Origin of the sequence: Corynebacterium sp. KPL2734, from assembly GCF_040225595.1 — a bacterium.
GTDB classification, from domain to species: domain Bacteria; phylum Actinomycetota; class Actinomycetes; order Mycobacteriales; family Mycobacteriaceae; genus Corynebacterium; species Corynebacterium rhinophilum.
Genome location: NZ_JBEHFO010000001.1, coordinates 130,396 through 149,154, shown reverse-complemented (window position 1 = coordinate 149,154; position 18,759 = coordinate 130,396). Strand labels below are relative to the sequence as shown.

The following is an 18,759-nucleotide window of genomic DNA, read 5'->3' as shown; positions in this document are numbered from 1 at the left end:
CAAAGGGCCGCGGGGACACCCTCTTGAGCGATAGACTCAAATCAACTTCCAGCGAAGGCGAGTGTGCGGTGCATGATGATCGAATTTGAATCCACCAGTATTGAGCGGCACCTGCGCGCCATCGTCCGCGAGCTTGATTATTCCTATTGGGCGCTACCTACTGGGGAACTCGTCATTTCCCATGGGCAGGAGGGGTCCACTCTGGTATCTGTGTCGCAGGTCGACGATGTGGTTATCCATCTGCACACCACTCTGCGCGGCGCGGTTGACTTGGGCGAGGCCGCCGCGCTGTCCCGATTTATCACCGCGTGGAATGCCGATTGCCTCTACCCCACCGCCGTGCTGGACTATGACGAGGCAGGTTCGCTAGTGCTGAGTGGGCAGAGCCACTTCAGTACTGGAACTGCACCAACGCACGATCAATTGGCCGCTTTTGTGCCCGCCGCACTCAACGGCGCAGAGGTACTCATCAGCGTGGCGACGCGCGAGTTTCCCACCCTGGCCCAAGAACCAGAACTTGTGCTCGCTCCAGGCGATGCCGCTACACAGCCCGCGTTCACTTTGGATCTCCTTGCCGCCGCTCTGCCGCAAATAGGCATCGACCGCTTCCATAGCGATGGGGAAATCTGCCTATTTGCCCTAGTCAATTCCATCGCTTGCACCTTTACCCTCGACTCTGGGCCAAGCCTCATCATCACATGCCGGTGGGATCTGAATGCGGATGAGGACGATTTCACCCGTTTGTTTTTGATCTGCAATGACTGGAACCGAGCGAACCACAGCGCCACGGCCTACTGCCGCTCCACCGACGACGGCCTCCATATCCATGTCGATGTGCCGACCCTGACCGGGGCGGGCCTTAACCAAGGCCAACTGCTGCGGGTTTTAAGCCACAGCCTCGATGCCATCCTGCACGCAATCGATGACATCGCGCGAGAATTCTGTGGCAGCTCCCCGGTTAAGTGGGCGTAACTACTTCACGTTGCGCACTGGCCTCTTGAGCGGACTCATTGCCGGCAGCTTCCCAGTCCGCGTCGGAGCTAATAAACGCGGTACACCAGTAGGAAAACATGGCCAAAAATGGGGCTACCGCCCAGGCCACGGCCGGCGAAAAATTCGGCGCAAATTCCACGACGTCCCCTGGGGTCTCCGGCGGGTGCGTTGCGGTGATGCCACCAAAGACATAGAAGGAAGCCGCACCGGTAAGCGCGCATAGCCCTACCCACAGCAGCATCGTGAGACCGCGCCCGCGGCGCTGGGAAAATGCAGCCAGTCCGAGGCACAGCCCCAAGAAACCCGTGACGAGTGCAAAGGTCATAAACGCGACGAATTGTGCGTTGCCCACCGCTTCAATGGCGTAGCCGCCACCGTCAACAGCATGCCCGGTCATCGTAGGTCGCATAAACCCCCAAAGCGCGCCACAGATGCCGAAAACGAACAGGGAACACGCCAGGAGCCCCGCACCGAAACCGAGAGTGCGGGGCAAGCGAGCTTGGCGGAAAGACAATTTAGTTACAGAAGGTCCAGTTACCGTCCTCGCGGCGGAAACGAACGGTGGAGGTATCGGTACCTTCCGGGTTCGACACGCTCACGGTAGCGGAGGCATCATCGCCATTGACCACAACGTCATTGATCGATTCCAGCTTGGTGGAGGTAGGGATGGCCTCTAGTTGGTTGGCGAACTCGTTAATCTTGGCATTGCCCTGGCTTTGCTGGCGCATGGAGTTTGCGTATTCCGCAAAGGACTGGTTGGGCAGGCTATCGACGTAGTTGAGGTACTGCTGAAAATCCCCGGACTCGCCTTCGCGCACGGCCTTGCAGGCATGTGCTGGCATGTAGCCAAAGTAGTCCTTGACATTGTCAATCTCATGCTGTCCGCGCACCAACTGCTCAATGGCCTGCTTATCGCCATCGCTTGCTTCGTGCCCACCTTCAATGGGCTTGATGTCCTGGGCGTTGGCGAAGGGATCATCCCCATTCTCAATGGGGTTTGCGTTGGCGCCCGCATTGCCGCCTTCTTCACCCTTCTCCTTAGGGTCCTCGGAGGTCTTTTTCTTGTCCTTTTCTTCCTTCTTGTCCTTATCGGCGTCTTTGTCCTCAGACTTTTTCGCCGATTCCTTCGCGGAGGTCTCAGAGGACGTGGTAGCAGGCGAAGACGACGTGGTCTTCGTCGAATCGTCCTCATCGTCCGAGCTACATGCAGCTAAGGCAAGCGGGGCAACCATAGCGACCGCGAAAAGGGACTTCTTTGCAGGGGTCAAAAAGGACAAGGGAGAGCTCCTGAATCAATCTTTCGAATGCGAAGCCGCCTCACGACGGGTTGTGTTGTCCCCGCAATCCTAACAATGCAAGTTTGCAAGAGACATTATTGCAGTCTTAAAAGTACCTGTGAGCTATTCCTTGCCGCGCTGAAACACGTACAATTTCCACTGTGCAACTACATCGCGAGAGCATCATCGAGGCCGCCACGACCCTATTGAATACTTATGGGCTTGCCGATGTCACCATGCGCCGCGTCGCTTCCTCTCTCGGCGTTGCTCCAGGCGCATTGTATTGGCACATCGCCAATAAGCAGGCGCTCATTGCCGCTCTTGCCGAAGATACTATCGCCCCCGTCGCCGGCTCCACGCTGGAAGACATTAGCCTGCACCTGCGCGAATTGCTCCTAGCCCGCCGCGATGGAGCGGAGGTTGCCATAGCTGGGCTCTCGCAGCCTGATTCCCAGGCATGGGATCACCTCGTCGCGCAGTTTAGCTCCGCCACCTGCCCCGATTTCGATGATACTGCTCGCAAGGCCGCTGCCCTTTCTGCAGTTCACCTCGTCCTAGGCGCCACGCTTCTCGAGCAATCTCAGCGCCAACTGCTAGAAACCACCGGCGGGACCACCGCGGCCGACTATCGCGCCGATTTGGTGCATGGCGTGCAGATTATCAATGCCGGTTTGCAGCACAGCGGGGCGGATTAAAACTCTTCACCCCCGCGGCGGATTTCCCATCAGCACAAGCGAGTACGATCTCTGTGCAGCAGCCCTCTTTAGATTGTCACCTCAGAAGAAAGGCCATTTTCGTGTCGTATCCCGCGCATGGCGTATTCATCGATGTCACTGCGGAAAAAATCGTGCTTCACCGCAGCCTGCTCTCCCGCAGCTTGGGCGCGCCTGCCACCGCAGAAATCGCGCTCGATGCCATCGATGACCTGCGCGTCCACGAACCCACCGCCACCGGTTTTGGTTCGCTGTCCCTAGGCAGTGCCGGCAGCATTGCCTTCGCGCCGCACCAGGATCCCCACCGCGTGGCGCGCGCCATCGAGGCGGCACAAAAGGGCGACGCACCGACGGACGCCGCAGCCGCACCCGAACCCGCAGCAGCTGCAACCCCAACCGCTAGCGCAGAAAACCCAGGGCTTAATTTCGTTGCGGTAGATGTAGAAACCGCCAATGATAATTGGGGATCCATCTGCCAGATCGGTGCCGTGCGTTACCGCGATGGCCAAGAAACCGCGTCCCAGTCGTGGCTGTGCACCCCGCCCCCAGGTTTGGAGCACTTTGCCGAAATCAATATCTCCATCCACGGGATTACCGCCGCCGATGTCGAAGGAGCCATACCCTTTGTCACAGCGGCCGCAGAGCTCTTTGACTTCATCGGCAGCGATGTCATCGTCGCGCACAATGTCCAATTCGACTCATCCGCGCTGCGCTCCGGGTTGCTGGCAGCCGGGGCCGATGTCCCCACCGTCCCGCTGGCCTGTTCGCTCGCTTTGTCCCGCGACGCTTCCAAGCAAGGTGTTATTTCGGTGGCCAACCACAAGCTTCCCACCGTGGTGAAACACCTAGGCGGTGCCTCTTTTACCCACCACGATGCCACCGAGGACGCCCGCGCCGCTGGCAACATCATCACGGCGCTGGCCCAGCGCTTCGGACATACCGGAAGCATCACCGCTCTCTTTACCAGCCGCGAGTTTCGCCTCGGCCGCCTCGAATCCTCGGCCATCCTGCCGGTCCTGCGCGCGCATACCGCGCCCACCTCCGGCGACGATTTGGGCGCCGGTACCGATTTCCGCGATTCCACTCGGTCCGCGGGAACTAGCCAGAAACCTGCTTCGTCCAACCGGGCGCCGTGGCAGGCCGTTGCCACCCCGGATACCATCCCAGAACCCAACCCCGACGCCGATCCTCAAGGCGCACTCTACGGCCAGCACGTCACCCTGACCGGCGATTTCGAGCCATACGATAAGGGGCTGCTGTGGCAGGGCATCGCCAAGCGCGGTGGGCAAGTGGGCAAAAACGTCACCAAGAAGACTACGCTGCTCGTCGTCGGCGAATGGGCGAAGAAGACTTCCAAGGAAAAGCGCGCCGAAGAGCTGCAAGAAAAGGGCCAGGACATCACCATGTGGACCGGCGCCCAGCTCTTTTCCGAGCTGGAGCTCAACGCCGAGCCGCCTTTTTAAACCCGCAGGGAACCACCTGGCCATTTCTCCAGTCCAATAAGGGCGGATACTCACGACCCTGGAGAAATCGCCATGACCCTCACGCTCGACGCACCCCGCCCCACCACCACTAATTTGCTGCCGGCGCTATTCGCGCGGTCGTGGATTAAGCACCAGCGGCTTTCCGATGACGGCTTTTGCGACTCCCTCGCCACCATCCAGCTTTCCCCCAACCTGTCGATGGCGCTGGTCTTTCCCGGGCAGCGCACTTTTCGCCGGCTCAGCCACCGCGGCCTCGCGGACCTGGATGTCTCAACTCGCCAGGCGTGGAACTGTGCCTCGCTGAATCTGCAGCGCGCCGCGCTCGACTCGCAGGGCCTGCGCTTTTGGACTCGCCCTGCCTACTGCGCCCTGCCTGCCGCAGCGCCCTATGGCGGCCTGCAAGTCCGCTCCCACGGCGCCCCGATTTCTTCGTGGTTAGCGCACCCAGAAACCTTCACCGTGCTGGATAAACACATGCGTCGCCTCATGCGTTCGCATTCTTTGACCTACCTGGTGCCGGATTCCGCGACGGTTTTTGTCTTCGCCCACCTACCCGATGAATATGCCCGCGACCTCGCCCACACCGCCGCCGAACAACTTCCCCGCCATCGCACCGTTTTACATTCGCGCCCGCTAGTATGGTCTAACGGATTTCCCCGCGAATTATGAGAGGAGCACCATGGCGGAAAGCAGGATGTCGCGGCTGAGCAATCAGTACCATGCCTGGACCCGCAGCCACCCCACGGCGGCGGAGGATTTTCGCACCGCCATCGAGGATCTGCTCAATGACGCCGGCATCATCTTTGACCGGGTATCCACCCGCGTCAAGGCGTGGTCCTCACTCAAGCGCAAGGCTAAGAAGCGGGGCGAGGACGGCGATTTTATCTACCCCACCCCGTGGGATGATATCCACGATGTCATGGGCGTGCGCGTCACCTTGTACCACTCCACCACCATTCCCAATGCGCTAGACGTGCTGGGCGAGTCCTTCAAGGTCGTGCGCTCTGTGGATAAGGCGGCCGAGACCCGCATTTCCGGCGGCTTTGGGTACGGCTCTCACCACCTGGTGCTCACCGTGACCGACGATAGTGCGGCGGCCATGGAGGAGCTCGCCGATTTCGTGGGCTGGACTTTTGAGGTACAAATTCGCACCGTTCTGCAGCACGCATGGGCGGAATTCGAGCACGATATCCGCTATAAGCAAGGCCCTACCCCGCCCTCGCCGGAGGTGGACCGCCTATTTACGCTGGCCGCCGGCCTCATCGAATTGGCTGATCAGCAATTCGATGAGATCGCCGCGCTCAAAGCCCCGCGCACGGAGGCGGATACGGACGTGGAGCTTACCCCGGAAACCCTGCCTGGCGTCCTGGCCATCATTTTGGGCAATCGCTTCCCGCTTTCACGCTCGGAGCACTACCGCTTCCTCGCGGAAATCTTGGAGGAAAACGATATCCGATCCTTAGACCAGCTCGAGCAGCTGCTTGACGATGACGCCATTGCCCACGTCCACGACACCATGCGCTATCGCTTTCGGCCCGGCCAAGTGCGCCTTATCGATGATCTGCTGCTCAATAAGTTCGGCAAGCAGCACATCGAGGCCACCGCCGAATCCGGCGACCGCGCCGGCCGGCGGCGCCGCCTGAACGCGCGCCTTAAGGCGCTGCGCGCAAACTCTTAGCGGAATCCGCCGCGGAATTTTTCCATATCGCGGCGTTCCTTCTTCGTCGGCCTACCCGCGCCGCGGGGGCGAACCGGCACCGCGGGCTGGAATTCCTTGGGCGGTGGCGGCGGCGCGTGATCGGTATAGCAGGTGCGCGCCACCGGCGCGCCCACGCGCTTGGCAACGGTAGCCAGCACCTCCAAATCGTGCTCGTGGTGGTTGCGCCACACGCGCACCCTATCGCCCGGCACGACTTGTTGGGCGGGTTTTACCGCTTCACCGTTTATTTTCACGTGCCCGGCGCGCACCGCGGTGGCTGCGGCGGATCGGGTTTTGAACATGCGCACCGCCCATACCCAAGCATCAATGCGGACGGGGCGGCCGCTTGGCTGCGGGGTAGGCATTAATAATTATTGTGGTTCTCGTTGACGATTTTGCGGATCTTCAACCAGTTATATCCACCGCCTACCACGGCGATGATAAGGCCCAAAATCATCCAAGCGGCAAAATTAGCAGAAAGCACACCTAAAACGACTCCTGCGCCGACACCACCGGCAACGGAAATAACGGCGTTGCGGGAGTGCTTGCGCACCTGCTGCTTACGCTGCGCAATGGGGTTATTCGGTCGCTGCTGCATAGTCATGACCCAGATACTACCTCAACCCAGGCAGAACCTGCTTCGCGCGCGCTGATTTCACCTTGGGAAAGCGCGGCGAGCATAGCCTGGAGCTCATCGAGCCCACCCGGGCGCACGGCGACCGTAAAAGTCACGGCTGCGCCGTATTCGGTGTCGGTAATATCGATGCCGCGCCCGCGCAAATCCGCCTCGAGACGCCCAGCCGTGGCGTGCGGGCATTCCACCGTATAAAGCTCCCGGCGAGCCCGGGTGACCGCCTCGACCTTCTCCATGGCCTCGCTAACCGCCCCGCCATAGGCATGCACGAGGCCGCCCGCGCCCAGCTTGATACCGCCGAAGTAGCGCACGACCACCGCACAAATATCAAGCATTCCAGAGCCCTTTACCACATCCAGCATGGGCTTTCCGGCCGTCCCGGAAGGCTCGCCATCATCGGAGGAGCGCTCCACAGGGTTCGCGTCGTCGACGTGGTAGACATAGGCGGAGCAATGGTGGCGGGCATCGGGAAAGCGCTGTCGGGCGGCATCGATAAACGCCCGTGCTTCTTCCTCATTTGTCACCCGGCCGATCAAGGTAATGAACCGCGAACGTTTGATCTCAATTTCGTGCTCCACCTGGCCGGCGGGGCGCCGATACGAATCGCGCATTAGGCCACCAAGAAATCGTACTCGGGGGTATTCGGCTGCAGGTGCTGCACCGAAATCTTGGACTCGGCCATCCGCTCCTTCAGCCCTGCCAGGTCTTCGGCACGGCTGAGCTGTATGCCCACCAGCGCGGCACCGGTCTCGCGGTTATTGCGCTTGAGGTACTCGAAGAGCGTGATGTCATCGCTGGGCCCCAGGATTTCAGACAAGAAGTGGCGCAGCTGGCCCGGTTCCTGCGGGAAATTGACCAAGAAGTAGTGCTTTAGGCCGCGGTGCACCAGCGAGCGCTCCATGATTTCGGCGTAGCGCAACACGTCATTATTGCCTCCAGAAATCACGCAGACCACCGTCGAACCTGGCTCCAGCGGCACCCGCTGCAGCCCAGCCACGGACAGTGCACCCGCGGGCTCGGCGATAATCCCCTCATTTTGGTACAGGTTGAGCAGGTCCGTGCACACCGCCCCCTCAGAGACCGTGTCCCAGTGCAGGCGCTCTTGGTTGGCCTCCAAAATCTCATAAGGCAGCGAGCCCAGGCGCTTGACCGCCGCGCCATCGACAAACGGATCCACGCTGTCTAGTGCCACCGGCCCGCCGTTGCGGAAGGCTGCTCTTAGCGATGCCGCCCCTTCCGGCTCCACTCCTACCACCTTGGCGTGCGGTGCCATATCCGCCATATAGGAGGTGATGCCAGAAATCAGCCCGCCGCCGCCGACGGGCACGACGATGGTATCGACCGAGGCGCCCTTTGCCGAAAGCTGCGCCAAAACTTCCGCCGCGACAGTGCCCTGGCCGATGATGGTATCGCGGGCATCGAAGGGCTCGATGAAGGTGGCGTGGCGCTCGGCGGCATCGGCATGCGCGGCGGCCGCGGCCTCGTCAAAGTTGGCACCCACGACTACGAGTTCCACCTGGTCTCCGCCGTGCACGTGGATGCGGTCGCGCTTTTGCATGGGTGTGGGCTCTGGGACGAAAATCTTACCCGGAATCCCCATGGTGCGGCAGGCATAGGCCACGCCTTGTGCATGGTTGCCAGCCGATGCCGTCACGATGCCCCGCTCCCGCTCCTGCTGCGACAGACTGGAGATGCTATTGAGCGCACCGCGAATCTTATACGAGCGCACGTCCTGGAGATCTTCGCGCTTTAAATAGACCTCACAGCCCGTTTCCGCAGAAAGCCGGGGGCAATACTGCAACGGCGTCGGCGCGATTTCGGAGCTGATGCGTGCCTGCGCCTGCTGGATATCGGATGCGTGGATGGTCGATTCAGTCATGATTGCAGAGTCTACCCGCCCTACCTAGTGCTCGACCGATTCACCTATATTTCATTCCGGTTTAGCGCAGCGGTTACGTGGGATCGAGATAATGGAGTGCTCCACAAGAAAGGACTCTCTCTATGTTTAAGCGCACCTCCATCGGCATGGCCGCCTGCCTTGCGCTCAGCTGCGCCCCTGCTGCCAACGCGCATATCGTCGATAATGTTGTAGAACACTCCGCCGACAATGCTGCGGTAAAGCTAAGCCCCATCGGCTCCTATGAGGCCGGGGTGATCGGCAAATCAGCAGCGGAAATCGTGGCCTACCACGCCGCCTCCCAGCGTATTCTCACGGTGAATGCGCAATCGGGCAAGGTGGATATACTGGACGCCTCCGACCCCACCAATCCTAATAAGGTTGCTGAGGTCTCCGCCGGCGGCGATAAGGAGATCAACTCCGTGGCGGTGCGTCCCGATGGCCTCGCCGTCGCCGCCGTGCAGCAGGCAGACAAGACCGAAAACGGCGAAGCCTTGATTTTCGATGTTACTTCCGCCGAAGAGCTTGGCCGCGCGCCGCTCGGCGCGCTGCCAGATAACGTGCACATCACCAAAGACGGTGCCTATGCCTTGACCGCGAATGAGGGTGAGCCCTCCGATGAGCTCAACTCCGACGGTACCGAATACGCAAAAGACCCAGAAGGAACCGTGTCCGTCATTTCCCTGCCAGACGGCGTCCAAGCCCCCTCCGCTGCGGATGTTCGCACCGCCGACTTCCGCGCCTTCGATGGCGCAGATGCAGAACTTGACCCGTCCATTCGCGTCTTCGGCCCAGAAAACCACCACAACAAGCCTTCGCTTGACTTTGAGCCTGAGTATATTTCCTCCGCCGATGGCAAGGCGTATGTTACCTTGCAAGAAAATAACGCTATCGCAGTGGTCGATATTGCCTCCGCCACCGTAGACAAGGTGTTGCCCGCCCACATCGCGGACCACTCAGATGTCCCCATTGATCCCTCCAATAAGGACGGCGCGGCAAAGCTGCGTACGATCCCTGTGCATGGCCTGTCCATGCCGGATTCGATTGGCGCCTTCCAGACCAACGGCGAGACCTACTTCGCCACCGCTAATGAGGGCGATGCCCGCGAATGGGGCGGCTATACCGATGAGGTCAAGCTGAAAGATCTTGTTGAAGAGGGCCAGATCTGTGATTCTGTCGACCTGCCAGAAGGCATCGAGGACAAGAAATACGCCGGCAACCTAAAGTTGAGTAATGCCTCTGGATGGAACGAGGAAAAGGGCTGCTTCGATGGCCTGTATTCCTACGGGTCCCGCTCCTTTAGCATTTACGATGCCGAGGGCAACGTCGTCTTCGATTCCGGCTCCGACTTCGAGGAAATCACCAAGGACATCGAGGGACTTAACTTCAATGCCGATAATGAGGATCCCGACTTTGACGATCGCTCCAATAATAAAGGCCCCGAACCGGAAGCTCTGACGATTGGAACAGTTAGTGACCGAACCTATGCCTTCATCGGCATGGAGCGCGTGGGCGGCATCTTTGTCTATGACGTCACCGACCCCGCTCATGCCGAGTTCGTCACCTATAGCAATAACCGCGATTTCGCCGTGGACTATGACGAGGACAATGCCGCCGCCACCAGGTTGGCCGGCGACTTGGGCCCCGAGGGGCTAGCATTCGTTAGCAAGGAAGACTCTCCTACCGACGATGCCCTCCTTATCGCCGGCAACGAGGTGTCCGGGACCACCACGGTCTTCTCTGTCGCCGATCTCGTAGGCGGCTCCGAGGACGAAGGCGAGAACGCCTCCGATGAAGACGGCGACGCTCCTGACGATGCCCCCCCCGGGGCATGGCTGCCGGGAGACGGCTCCAGCAGCATCGCGAAGGGCGTTGGAATCATCGCTGGCGTCATTGCCCTCGGCGCCATGTTGAGCGGTGTTCTACACTTCATGCCGCAGGTAGCCGATCAATTCTATAAGATGCTTCCAGAACCGGTCCGTCAGCTACTTCCGTAGATTTCGGTATTAAAGCGGTGGCATTTGGGGCGCGCGATCAGCTCCCCAGCCACCGCCTGCCTGCTCCTCTTGTACTACATTGCCAGCGGTGACCGCGCGGGAACTTGTGCGCTTTCACAAATCCGACCCATGGACGGCACGCCAACTTCTGAGGCAGAAGCGAGCGTTTTCTGCTGTCACCGCAGGTGCAGCGATATTGCTTTCCCTGGACTGCGGTAACGGTGTATGTAAAAAGTACAGGAGGAGTTTCTATCCCAAAATACCTGCGCCCATCGTGGCCTTCAGGTCTCCCATGAGGTTGCCGGATCGTTCCACGCGGAGGTGCTCACCGAGGACCATGGTGGTGGATTGGTCGCCCTCGACAAGCTCAAGGTAGACATCGGACTCACCGTGATTTTTAACCAAGACCTGCTTGAGTCGGGCGATATTTTCCATCGTGCACTGGTCTGTACGCATGGTCAGGCGCAGTGGCAGGCTCGCGCCACCGCCTGGCCCCAGCTCGGGAACGCGAATATCGGAACAAAACAGCGACCGACGCTCATCGCGCACCTTGACATTCACGCGCGCCAAGATGATGTTGTCTTCCACAATATGCGGCGCTGCCAGCGAGTAGACCTTGTTAAAGACCAAGATCTCTACCTGCGCGCCGTTGTGGTCTTCTACCGTGACAATCGCCCACGGGGAACCATCGCGCTTAGAAAAGCGGCGGTCCACACCGGAAATGATGCCGCCGATGATGAGTTCCTGCCCATTGTGCACCTCATCGTTGAGGATCTTGGTCAACGGCGTATTGGTCTGTGCAGCCAGGGCCTCTTCGAACCCGTCGAGTGGGTGGCCAGAGACGTAGAGCCCCAGCATCTCTCGTTCTAGCGCCAACTCGTGCTTGCGATCCCATGAATCGTCCGGCACATCAATGGCAAAGGCGCCCTCCGAGGAGGCATCGTCACCACCGCCGAAGCCGGCAAAGAGGTCGAATTGCCCCTTATCGGCCGCCTTCTTGGTGGTTTGCACTGCATCGACGGCGTCCTCGTGAATAAGCATGAGGCCCTTGCGCGGCTGCTGGAAATCATCAAAGGCACCGGCCTTAATCAGCGCCTCGGTCACGCGTTTGGAACACGCTGCCAAATCGATCTTGTCAAGGTAATCACTAAAGGACGTAAACGCCCCCTTTGTTTTGCGCGAAGCAATGATGGATTCGACGACTTCCGAGCCCACATTGCGGATAGCGCCCATGCCGAAGCGAATATCCTCGCCCACAGCCTGGAAGTCCTCTTCGGATTCATTGACCGAGGGCGGCAAAACGTTAATGCCCAAGTGGCGGCAATCCGACAGGTAGATGGCGGACTTATCCTTCTTATCGCCCACAGAGGTCAACAGCGCTGCCATGTATTCCGGTGCGTAGTAGGCCTTGAGGTAGGCCGTCCAGAACGAGACCAACCCGTAGCCCGCGGCGTGGGACTTGTTAAACGCGTACGACGCGAAGGGCTCGATGGTCCCCCACAGGGCATCCATGGCGGATTTGGAGTAGCCATTTTCTTGCATGCCGCCCCAAAATTTATCGTATTGCTGGGCTAGGACCTCGGGCTTTTTCTTACCCATCGCCTTACGGAAGCCGTCTGCCTCGCCGGCGGTGTAGTTCGCCACCTTCTGCGAGATACGCATGATCTGCTCCTGGTAGACGATGAGACCATACGTCTCATCCAGGATTTCCTTCAGCGGCTCTTCGAGCTCAGGGTGAATCGGGGTGATTTCCTTGCGTCCGTTCTTGCGGTCGGCGTAATCCCAGTGGGCATTCACACCCATCGGGCCAGGGCGGTACAGGGCCAAGGAGGCCACGATGTCTTTGAATCCGGTAGGCTTCATGCGCTTGAGCAGCTCCTGCATACCACCGGAGTCCAGCTGGAACACGCCCAAGGTATCCCCGCGCGAGAGCAGGTCATAGACCTTGGAGACCTTGGGGTCATCGGCATGCAGCTGCTCGAGTTGCACTTCCTCGCCGCGGTTGCGCTTGATGTTTTCGATGGCATCACCAATAACGGTGAGGTTGCGCAGGCCCAAAAAGTCCATCTTCAGCAGGCCAATGGCCTCGCAGGCGGGATAATCCCAGCCGGTGATATAGGCGCCATCGGCAGGCCGCTTCCACATCGGGATGTGGTCCATCAACCGCACGGAGGCCATAATCACCGCACAGGCGTGCACGCCGGCCTGGCGGACGACGCCTTCCAAACCGCGCGCGGTGTCATAAATCTTTTTCACATCCGGGTCGGTTTCCACCATCTGGCGGACCTCGGCGGCCTCGGAATAGCGCTCGTGGTCGGGGTCAGTAATGCCCCGCAGCGGAATATCCTTCGCCATAATCGCCGGTGGCAGCGCACCATTGATGCGGTCAGCCATCTGGAAGCCGGGCTGGCCAAAGTGCACCTTGGCGGAGTCCTTAATGGCCTGCTTGGTTTTCACCGTGCCGAAGGTAATGACCTGGGCTACCTTATCCTCTCCCCAGCGCTCGGCGGCGTAGGTTATCATCTCGCCGCGGCGGCGGTCGTCGAAGTCGATATCGATATCGGGGGCCGACGGGCGCTCGGGGTTCAAAAAGCGCTCGAAGAGCAGGTCGTGTTCCAGCGGATCAATATTGGTAATGGTCAGCGCGTAGGCCACGAGCGCGCCCGCCGCAGAACCACGGCCGGGCCCCACGCGGATGCCTACAGAACGCGCGTACTTAATTAGCTCCGCCACGATAAGGAAGTAGGAGGGGTAGCCCTTCATCTCAATCACGGAAATCTCGTACTTGGCGCGCTCAATGTAGTCCTCCGGCACCTCGCGCCCGGGGAACCGCCGCTGCAGCCCCTCCATCACCTCGTGGGTCAGCCAGGAGGTGGGCGTGTGGCCCTCGGGGACATCGGCAATGGGCATGCGGTCGTGGGTGTGTTCCTCCCACACCTCGCTGTAGTCCTGCACGCGCTCGGCAATCCACAGGGTGTTGTCGCAGCCATCCGGAATCAGGTCGTCCCAGGTATCGCGCATCTGCGCGGCGGACTTGATGTAGTAGCCGGTACCGCCGAACTTGAAGCGGTCTGGGTCCATGAACGTCTTACCGGTCTGCACGCACAGCATGGCCTCGTGCGCCGGCGCCTGGGATTCCAGCACGTAGTGGCAGTCGTTGGTTACCAGCGGCGGCAGGTCGAGCTTGCGGCCGATTTCGAGCAGCCCATCGCGCGTGCGCTTTTCGATGTCCAGCCCATGGTCCATCAACTCCAAGAAGAAGTTGTCCTTGCCATAGATGTCTTGCCACATGGCCGCGGCCTCGAGGGCCTCGTTGAATTGACCGAGGCGCAGGCGGGTCTGCACATCGCCGGATGGGCAGCCGGTGGTGGCGATGATGCCATCGGCATGCTCGGCGATGAGCTCTGCATCCATGCGCGGCCACTTGCCCAGCTGTCCTTCGTAGGAGGCGAGCGAGGACAGCGTGAACAGGTTGCGCAGACCGGTCGCATTTTCCGCGATCATCGTCTGGTGCAAATACGCGCCCGAGGCGGAGACATCATCGCGCTTTTGATCCGGAGTGCCCCACAACACGCGTTTTTTATTAAAGCGCGATTCCGGGGCCATGTAGGCCTCGATGCCGATGATGGGTTTCACCCCGGCGCTGGTCATGCGCTTGTAAAAGGCATCGGATCCATACATATTGCCATGGTCTGTCATGCCCACGGCGGGCATGTTTTGCTTGACCACCTCATCAGCCAACATATCGACCTTGGCCATGCCGTCCAGCATGGAGAACTCGGTATGGTTATGCAGGTGGACGAAGGAGGAATTTTTGGCCATGCGGTCATCTTAGCGGGGCGGTCAAGATGACGATATTATGCGGGGATGATCTACACGCTCGCCGCATACATCATGTGGGGGTTCTTCCCCGCGTTCTTCCCGCTCCTGCTACCGGCCACACCGCTGGAAATCCTCGCCCATCGCGTGTTGTGGACCGCGGTTATCGTCACGGCGTTTTTAATCTGCAGCGGCGGCTGGCGCGAATTGGTGCGCTTGGACAAGCGCACGTGGGGCTGGCTTGCCGCCGGGGGCGTATTCATCACGGTCAATTGGGGGACCTATGTGCTGGCGATTAATACCGATCACGTAGCCGATGCCGCTTTAGGATATTTCATCAATCCTCTGGTATCGGTGGCGCTCGGCATGATCTTCTTTAAGGAGCAGCTGCGCCCATGGCAGGCGACCGCCGTCGCCGTGGCGGCAATCGCGGTGCTGTATCTGACCTTCTTTACCGGACAGGCGCCGTATATCTCGCTGTTGTTGGCGGCATCGTTTGGCATTTACGGCCTCATCAAGAAACAGGTGCGGGTATCGGCGGCGGTCTCGGTCGCGGCAGAGTCTTTGGTGGTCTCCCCCGTTGCCATTGCCTATATCGTGTGGATTGAACAGGCAGGCCGAGGCACCTTCGTTACGGAAGGCACGCCACACATGCTGCTTTTAATCAGCGCCGGCCTGATTACCGCGCTGCCACTATTGTGCTTCGCCCAAGGCGCGCGGACGCTGCGCTTGTCGACGATCGGCATGCTCCAATACCTCACCCCTATCATGCAGATGCTGTGGGCGCTCTTTGTCACCCAAGAACACTTCTCCACGCACCGGTGGATTGGCTTCGGCATCATCGGCGTAGCAGTCAGCATCTACATTGCAGATCTCATCCGCGTTCGCCACAACGCGCCGCGCAAGAGTGCGCGGCGCAGGTAAACCTGCGCGCAGAAATTCGCAGCGCGAAAGACGGTGCGTGAGCCGCGCGCAGTAGTGCACAGCGCGAGAAAACGGCACGCAAAAGTTAGCGGTGTGGAAGAGGGGTGTGCAAAAGCGCGCGGCAACGGGGCGCTGCGCACAGGAGTGCGCAGCGCGAAAAACGGCACGCAGAAATGCGCTGTGGATGAGCTCGGCGCTTAGGAATTCGCGGGCGGGAAAGTCGCCGCTGAGGGTTGGGCCCGGCTCAACGTTGTGAGCTAACTGGGCCCGGTATCGACGAGGTCCGGCGGTGGCGGCTGCCAGGGTTTAATCCACCGCACGCCGCCGTGCACGCGTTCGAAGCGGCCATTGCGGGGGCGGGCGGCGCGGTCGTCGTCATTGCGGCCGTTGTGATGCGGGCACGCGACGGTGAGGTTCTTGGCATTGGTCCACCCGCCGCCGGCCCAGCTATAGATGTGGTGGACTTGGCACTCATCGGCTGGGCGGTGGCACCCGCGCGCCGGGCAGACGGGGTTTTCGGCGGCGGCCATCATAAATTGCTTCCACGTTGCCCCGCGCCGCATGCGGTACAGGTTCACCGGCCCCTCCACGGGGTGGAGAAGGGTAATAAAACCTTCCTCCGCCATTGCGCGCTGGGCCAGCTCGGCGCCGCTAATTTGCGCTCCGTTGGTCATGGTGACCGTGACGTCTTTATCGCCCTGCGCGATGGCGCTCAACTTATCCAGCGGGATTACCACGTTGGTGCGCACGGTGGAGGTGGAGGCGCCGGAGTGGAAGAGGGCGGCGACATCGGCAAGCGTGCCTGCTTGGTTATGCAGCTCCGCGACGAGGCTGGAGCTACCTGTAATCGTTAGCGTCCATGGTTTGCCCGCGGCGCGGCGGCGCAGCCTCACCCCTGGTTTGGGTTCGCGCGGCGGGCGCAGCGCTCGCACCTTCTTGCGGGCGAGCTTGTCCATCGCCTGGGTATCGGCGGATACCTGGGTAAGCTCCGCGCGCAGGGCCCAGGCCCGAGCTTGGGTGGGCGCGCGGCGGGCGTGCTTTTCGATGACCTCCAACGTCGGCAGCGAATGCCCATTGCGCCGCGCTCCCTCGACCGCCCGACGCTGGCGGCGCGTGAAACTGGTCGGCCCGAAATAGATCTGAGAGAGGTGGGCTATCGACGCGGCGGCAACATCCGGCATGCCGGCGGCGGTCAGCTCGGAGGCGGGCATATCGGCGGCCTCGGCGAGGATATCCATCGCCGAGTTTAAAGCCGCAATATATGCCCGAATGTGTTCCATGTCCCCGATGCTAAGCCGCCACCCCACACCCCGCGCGGCGAAGCGTTCAGGATGGCAAATTTAGCTGGGTGGGCGCACGGCGAAGCTACCCCAGGCGGCATCGGCAGGCGCGGGCTCGACGGCGGCGACGGCGGGGAGGGAGGCGACATCGGCAAGCTGGGTGCCCGTGCCCCACACCACGGCGGCGCTCACCGCGCTGGGGCGCTGGCCGTAGGACGCACCTATGCGGTCGAAGGTGCGGTTAATCACCGCGGCGCGATCCTCGCCGGCGACGGGCTCCGGCACCGCGATAGGCGCGGTCGAGCCCATCAGGATGGCGTCCATGCGCGGAATATCAGTCAGCGCGGCGGCGACGGCGACAGGGGGCAGCTCGGTATCGAAGGTGACCAGTGCATACGTGGCGGCATCCGGATCGATGTCCATGGAATTAACGCGCTCAATATACTCCGCGCGCGATTCCCCGTCCGGGCCCAGCTGGTCGCCTTGCACGCGCGTGGATGCCTGCGTGCCCAGCGTGCCAAAAAGCACCAGAGCCACCACGCCCGCCACCAGCACCAGCACCAGTGCCGCTAGGCGGCGCCGCCAATAAAACTTCCTCATCCCTGCAGTCGCTCCAGGGCATGCTGCAGGTCATCGGGATAGGGCGCGCGGGCCTCGAACCACTTCCCGGTGCCGGGGTGGGTAAAGCCCAGCTGCACCGCATGCAGCCACTGGCGCTCCAAGCCCAGGCGGGCAGAAAGCTGCGGATTCGAGCCGTACATGGGATCGCCGACGCAGGGATGCCCGGTAGCGGACATATGGACGCGGATCTGGTGGGTGCGGCCGGTTTCCAAGTGCACCTCGATGAGGCTGGCCTCGCGAAAGGCCTCGATGAGGCGGTAGTGGGTGACCGCGGCTTTGCCATCATCCAGCACGGCGAATTTCCAGCCCGATTTCGGGTGCCTGCCGATGGGAGCATCGATGGTGCCTTCGATCGGATCGGGCAGGCCCTGGACCACCGCGTGATAGGTCTTTTTCACGGTGCGGGACTTAAATGCCTGCTTGAGCGCCGAGTAGGCGCGCCCTGAGGAAGCCACCACCATGACCCCGGATGTGCCCACGTCTAGGCGGTGGACGATGCCCTGCCGCTCGGTGGGGCCAAGCGAGGCCACGTTATACCCTGCCGCGCGCAGCCCGCCGATGACCGTCGGCCCATCCCAGCCCACGCTCGGGTGCGCGGCGACGCCCACGGGTTTGTGCACGCAGATGATATCGGCATCGCTATATAAAACGTCCATGCCCTCGACCAGCTCCTCGCGCGGCAGCAGGGGCTTTTCCGGCTCCGGAAGCAGAACCGAGACCACCTGACCGGAGGCGAGGCGCTCGGATTTACCCAGCTCCTGCGAATCCACGGTGACCCCGCCCTCGGCGCACAGCTGGGCGGTGGCCGAGCGGGAGAGGCCGAGGAGCTTGGCAAGCGCGGCATCGGCACGCATGCCCTCCAAGCCTTCTGGAATGGGGAAACTGCGCAATTGCCTATTCATTTTCCGCCCTCCGTTCCGCAATTAGCATGGCGCCGATGAAGATGACGACGCCGCAGGTAATGGCCGCATCTGCGATATTAAAGACCGCGAACGAGCCGACCGAGATATAGTCCACGACGTGACCGAACCAAAAGCCTGGGTCGCGGAAGATGCGGTCTGCAAAATTGCCCAATGCCCCACCAGCAATGAGCGCCAGCCCCAGAGCCTGGCCCGTATTGTGGATGCGCGGGGCGGCGATGGCAACGCCTAAGACGAACGCCAATTGAATGGTGGTAAACAGCCAGGTCGATCCCTCGCCACCGATGGAAAACGCCGCGCCGGGGTTAAAGAGCAGGTTAAACCTGAACCAGTCCCCGATGACATAATGCGGCTCGCCCTCCGTCAGGACGGTAAGCATGAGTTGTTTTACGGCTTGATCCACAACCGCCACGGCGATGACCACCGCGGCGATAAGACCTGTCTTACTCCTTCGTTTTTGGCTCACCCACATCATTCTAATCTGGAGTGTCCGGTATTTTG

18 protein-coding genes are annotated in these 18,759 nt (G+C 60.9%); 7 read left to right on the top strand and 11 right to left on the bottom strand.

Annotated features, from left to right (window positions below):
* Positions 1-72: 72 nt before the first annotated feature.
* Positions 73-972, top strand: a complete 900-nt coding sequence (locus ABRP88_RS00690) for a YbjN domain-containing protein (protein ID WP_349835722.1) — start codon at positions 73-75, stop codon at positions 970-972.
* Here the strand turns inward: ABRP88_RS00690 and ABRP88_RS00685 are convergent.
* Positions 959-1,390, bottom strand: a complete 432-nt coding sequence (locus tag ABRP88_RS00685) for a hypothetical protein (RefSeq protein WP_349835721.1) — start codon at positions 1,388-1,390, stop codon at positions 959-961. The two genes, ABRP88_RS00690 and ABRP88_RS00685, sit on opposite strands and share 14 nt — an antisense overlap.
* A gap of 118 nt (positions 1,391-1,508) precedes the next feature.
* Positions 1,509-2,270 (bottom strand): hypothetical protein, encoded by a 762-nt coding sequence (locus tag ABRP88_RS00680; protein ID WP_349835720.1) that lies wholly within the window; start codon positions 2,268-2,270, stop codon positions 1,509-1,511.
* Between the two features lie 161 nt (positions 2,271-2,431).
* Here ABRP88_RS00680 and ABRP88_RS00675 point away from each other — a divergent pair, with 161 nt between their 5' ends.
* The 4 genes from ABRP88_RS00675 (at position 2,432) to ABRP88_RS00660 (ending at position 6,145) form a co-directional block, all read left to right on the top strand.
* Complete coding sequence (locus ABRP88_RS00675) at positions 2,432-2,965, top strand: TetR family transcriptional regulator (RefSeq protein ID WP_349835719.1); 534 nt, start codon at positions 2,432-2,434, stop codon at positions 2,963-2,965.
* Positions 2,966-3,066: 101 nt separating this feature from the next.
* Positions 3,067-4,446 (top strand): exonuclease domain-containing protein, encoded by a 1,380-nt coding sequence (locus tag ABRP88_RS00670; RefSeq protein ID WP_349835718.1) that lies wholly within the window; start codon positions 3,067-3,069, stop codon positions 4,444-4,446.
* Positions 4,447-4,518: 72 nt separating this feature from the next.
* Complete coding sequence (locus ABRP88_RS00665) at positions 4,519-5,136, top strand: hypothetical protein (RefSeq protein ID WP_349835716.1); 618 nt, start codon at positions 4,519-4,521, stop codon at positions 5,134-5,136.
* 10 nt (positions 5,137-5,146) lie between these two features.
* Entirely contained in the window at positions 5,147-6,145 is a 999-nt protein-coding gene (locus tag ABRP88_RS00660; protein ID WP_284769543.1) for a GTP pyrophosphokinase, read from the top strand.
* Here ABRP88_RS00660 and ABRP88_RS00655 read toward each other — a convergent pair.
* From ABRP88_RS00655 to ilvA, 4 genes are read right to left on the bottom strand one after another with little or no spacing between them, the layout of a single operon-like run.
* On the bottom strand, positions 6,142-6,531 hold the full coding sequence (locus tag ABRP88_RS00655; RefSeq protein ID WP_284769542.1) for an RNA-binding S4 domain-containing protein: 390 nt from the start codon (positions 6,529-6,531) through the stop codon (positions 6,142-6,144). The two genes, ABRP88_RS00660 and ABRP88_RS00655, sit on opposite strands and share 4 nt — an antisense overlap.
* Positions 6,531-6,770, bottom strand: a complete 240-nt coding sequence (locus ABRP88_RS00650) for a hypothetical protein (protein ID WP_284769541.1) — start codon at positions 6,768-6,770, stop codon at positions 6,531-6,533. Before ABRP88_RS00650 ends, ABRP88_RS00655 begins: the two co-directional genes overlap by 1 nt.
* Positions 6,767-7,411, bottom strand: a complete 645-nt coding sequence (locus ABRP88_RS00645) for a YigZ family protein (RefSeq protein ID WP_349835714.1) — start codon at positions 7,409-7,411, stop codon at positions 6,767-6,769. Before ABRP88_RS00645 ends, ABRP88_RS00650 begins: the two co-directional genes overlap by 4 nt.
* Positions 7,411-8,679, bottom strand: coding sequence for a threonine ammonia-lyase IlvA (gene ilvA, locus ABRP88_RS00640; protein ID WP_284769539.1), 1,269 nt, complete (start codon positions 8,677-8,679; stop codon positions 7,411-7,413). The genes ABRP88_RS00645 and ilvA overlap by 1 nt, the downstream gene beginning before the upstream one ends.
* Before the next feature lie 122 nt (positions 8,680-8,801).
* Here ilvA and ABRP88_RS00635 point away from each other — a divergent pair, with 122 nt between their 5' ends.
* Positions 8,802-10,694 carry a choice-of-anchor I family protein gene (locus ABRP88_RS00635; protein ID WP_349835712.1) on the top strand — a complete coding sequence of 631 codons (1,893 nt, stop codon included), beginning with the start codon at positions 8,802-8,804 and terminating at the stop codon, positions 10,692-10,694.
* Positions 10,695-10,943: 249 nt separating this feature from the next.
* Here ABRP88_RS00635 and dnaE read toward each other — a convergent pair whose 3' ends face one another.
* Positions 10,944-14,516, bottom strand: a complete 3,573-nt coding sequence (gene dnaE / locus ABRP88_RS00630) for a DNA polymerase III subunit alpha (RefSeq protein WP_349835710.1) — start codon at positions 14,514-14,516, stop codon at positions 10,944-10,946.
* A gap of 45 nt (positions 14,517-14,561) precedes the next feature.
* Between dnaE and rarD the strand changes: the two genes are divergently transcribed.
* Complete coding sequence (rarD, locus tag ABRP88_RS00625; protein ID WP_349835709.1) at positions 14,562-15,437, top strand: EamA family transporter RarD; 876 nt, start codon at positions 14,562-14,564, stop codon at positions 15,435-15,437.
* A 257-nt stretch (positions 15,438-15,694) separates the two neighbouring features.
* Here rarD and ABRP88_RS00620 read toward each other — a convergent pair whose 3' ends face one another.
* Genes ABRP88_RS00620 through lspA form a run of 4 tightly spaced genes read right to left on the bottom strand, consistent with a single transcriptional unit; the run spans position 15,695 to position 18,733 of the window.
* Positions 15,695-16,717, bottom strand: coding sequence for an HNH endonuclease signature motif containing protein (locus tag ABRP88_RS00620; protein ID WP_349835707.1), 1,023 nt, complete (start codon positions 16,715-16,717; stop codon positions 15,695-15,697).
* Positions 16,718-16,777: 60 nt separating this feature from the next.
* Positions 16,778-17,317, bottom strand: coding sequence for a hypothetical protein (locus ABRP88_RS00615; protein WP_349835705.1), 540 nt, complete (start codon positions 17,315-17,317; stop codon positions 16,778-16,780).
* Positions 17,314-18,240 carry an RluA family pseudouridine synthase gene (locus ABRP88_RS00610; protein ID WP_284769533.1) on the bottom strand — a complete coding sequence of 309 codons (927 nt, stop codon included), beginning with the start codon at positions 18,238-18,240 and terminating at the stop codon, positions 17,314-17,316. The genes ABRP88_RS00615 and ABRP88_RS00610 overlap by 4 nt, the downstream gene beginning before the upstream one ends.
* Positions 18,233-18,733: a signal peptidase II gene (gene lspA, locus ABRP88_RS00605; protein WP_284782235.1), complete on the bottom strand. Its 501-nt coding sequence runs from the start codon at positions 18,731-18,733 to the stop codon at positions 18,233-18,235. The genes ABRP88_RS00610 and lspA overlap by 8 nt, the downstream gene beginning before the upstream one ends.
* Positions 18,734-18,759 lie beyond the last annotated feature (26 nt).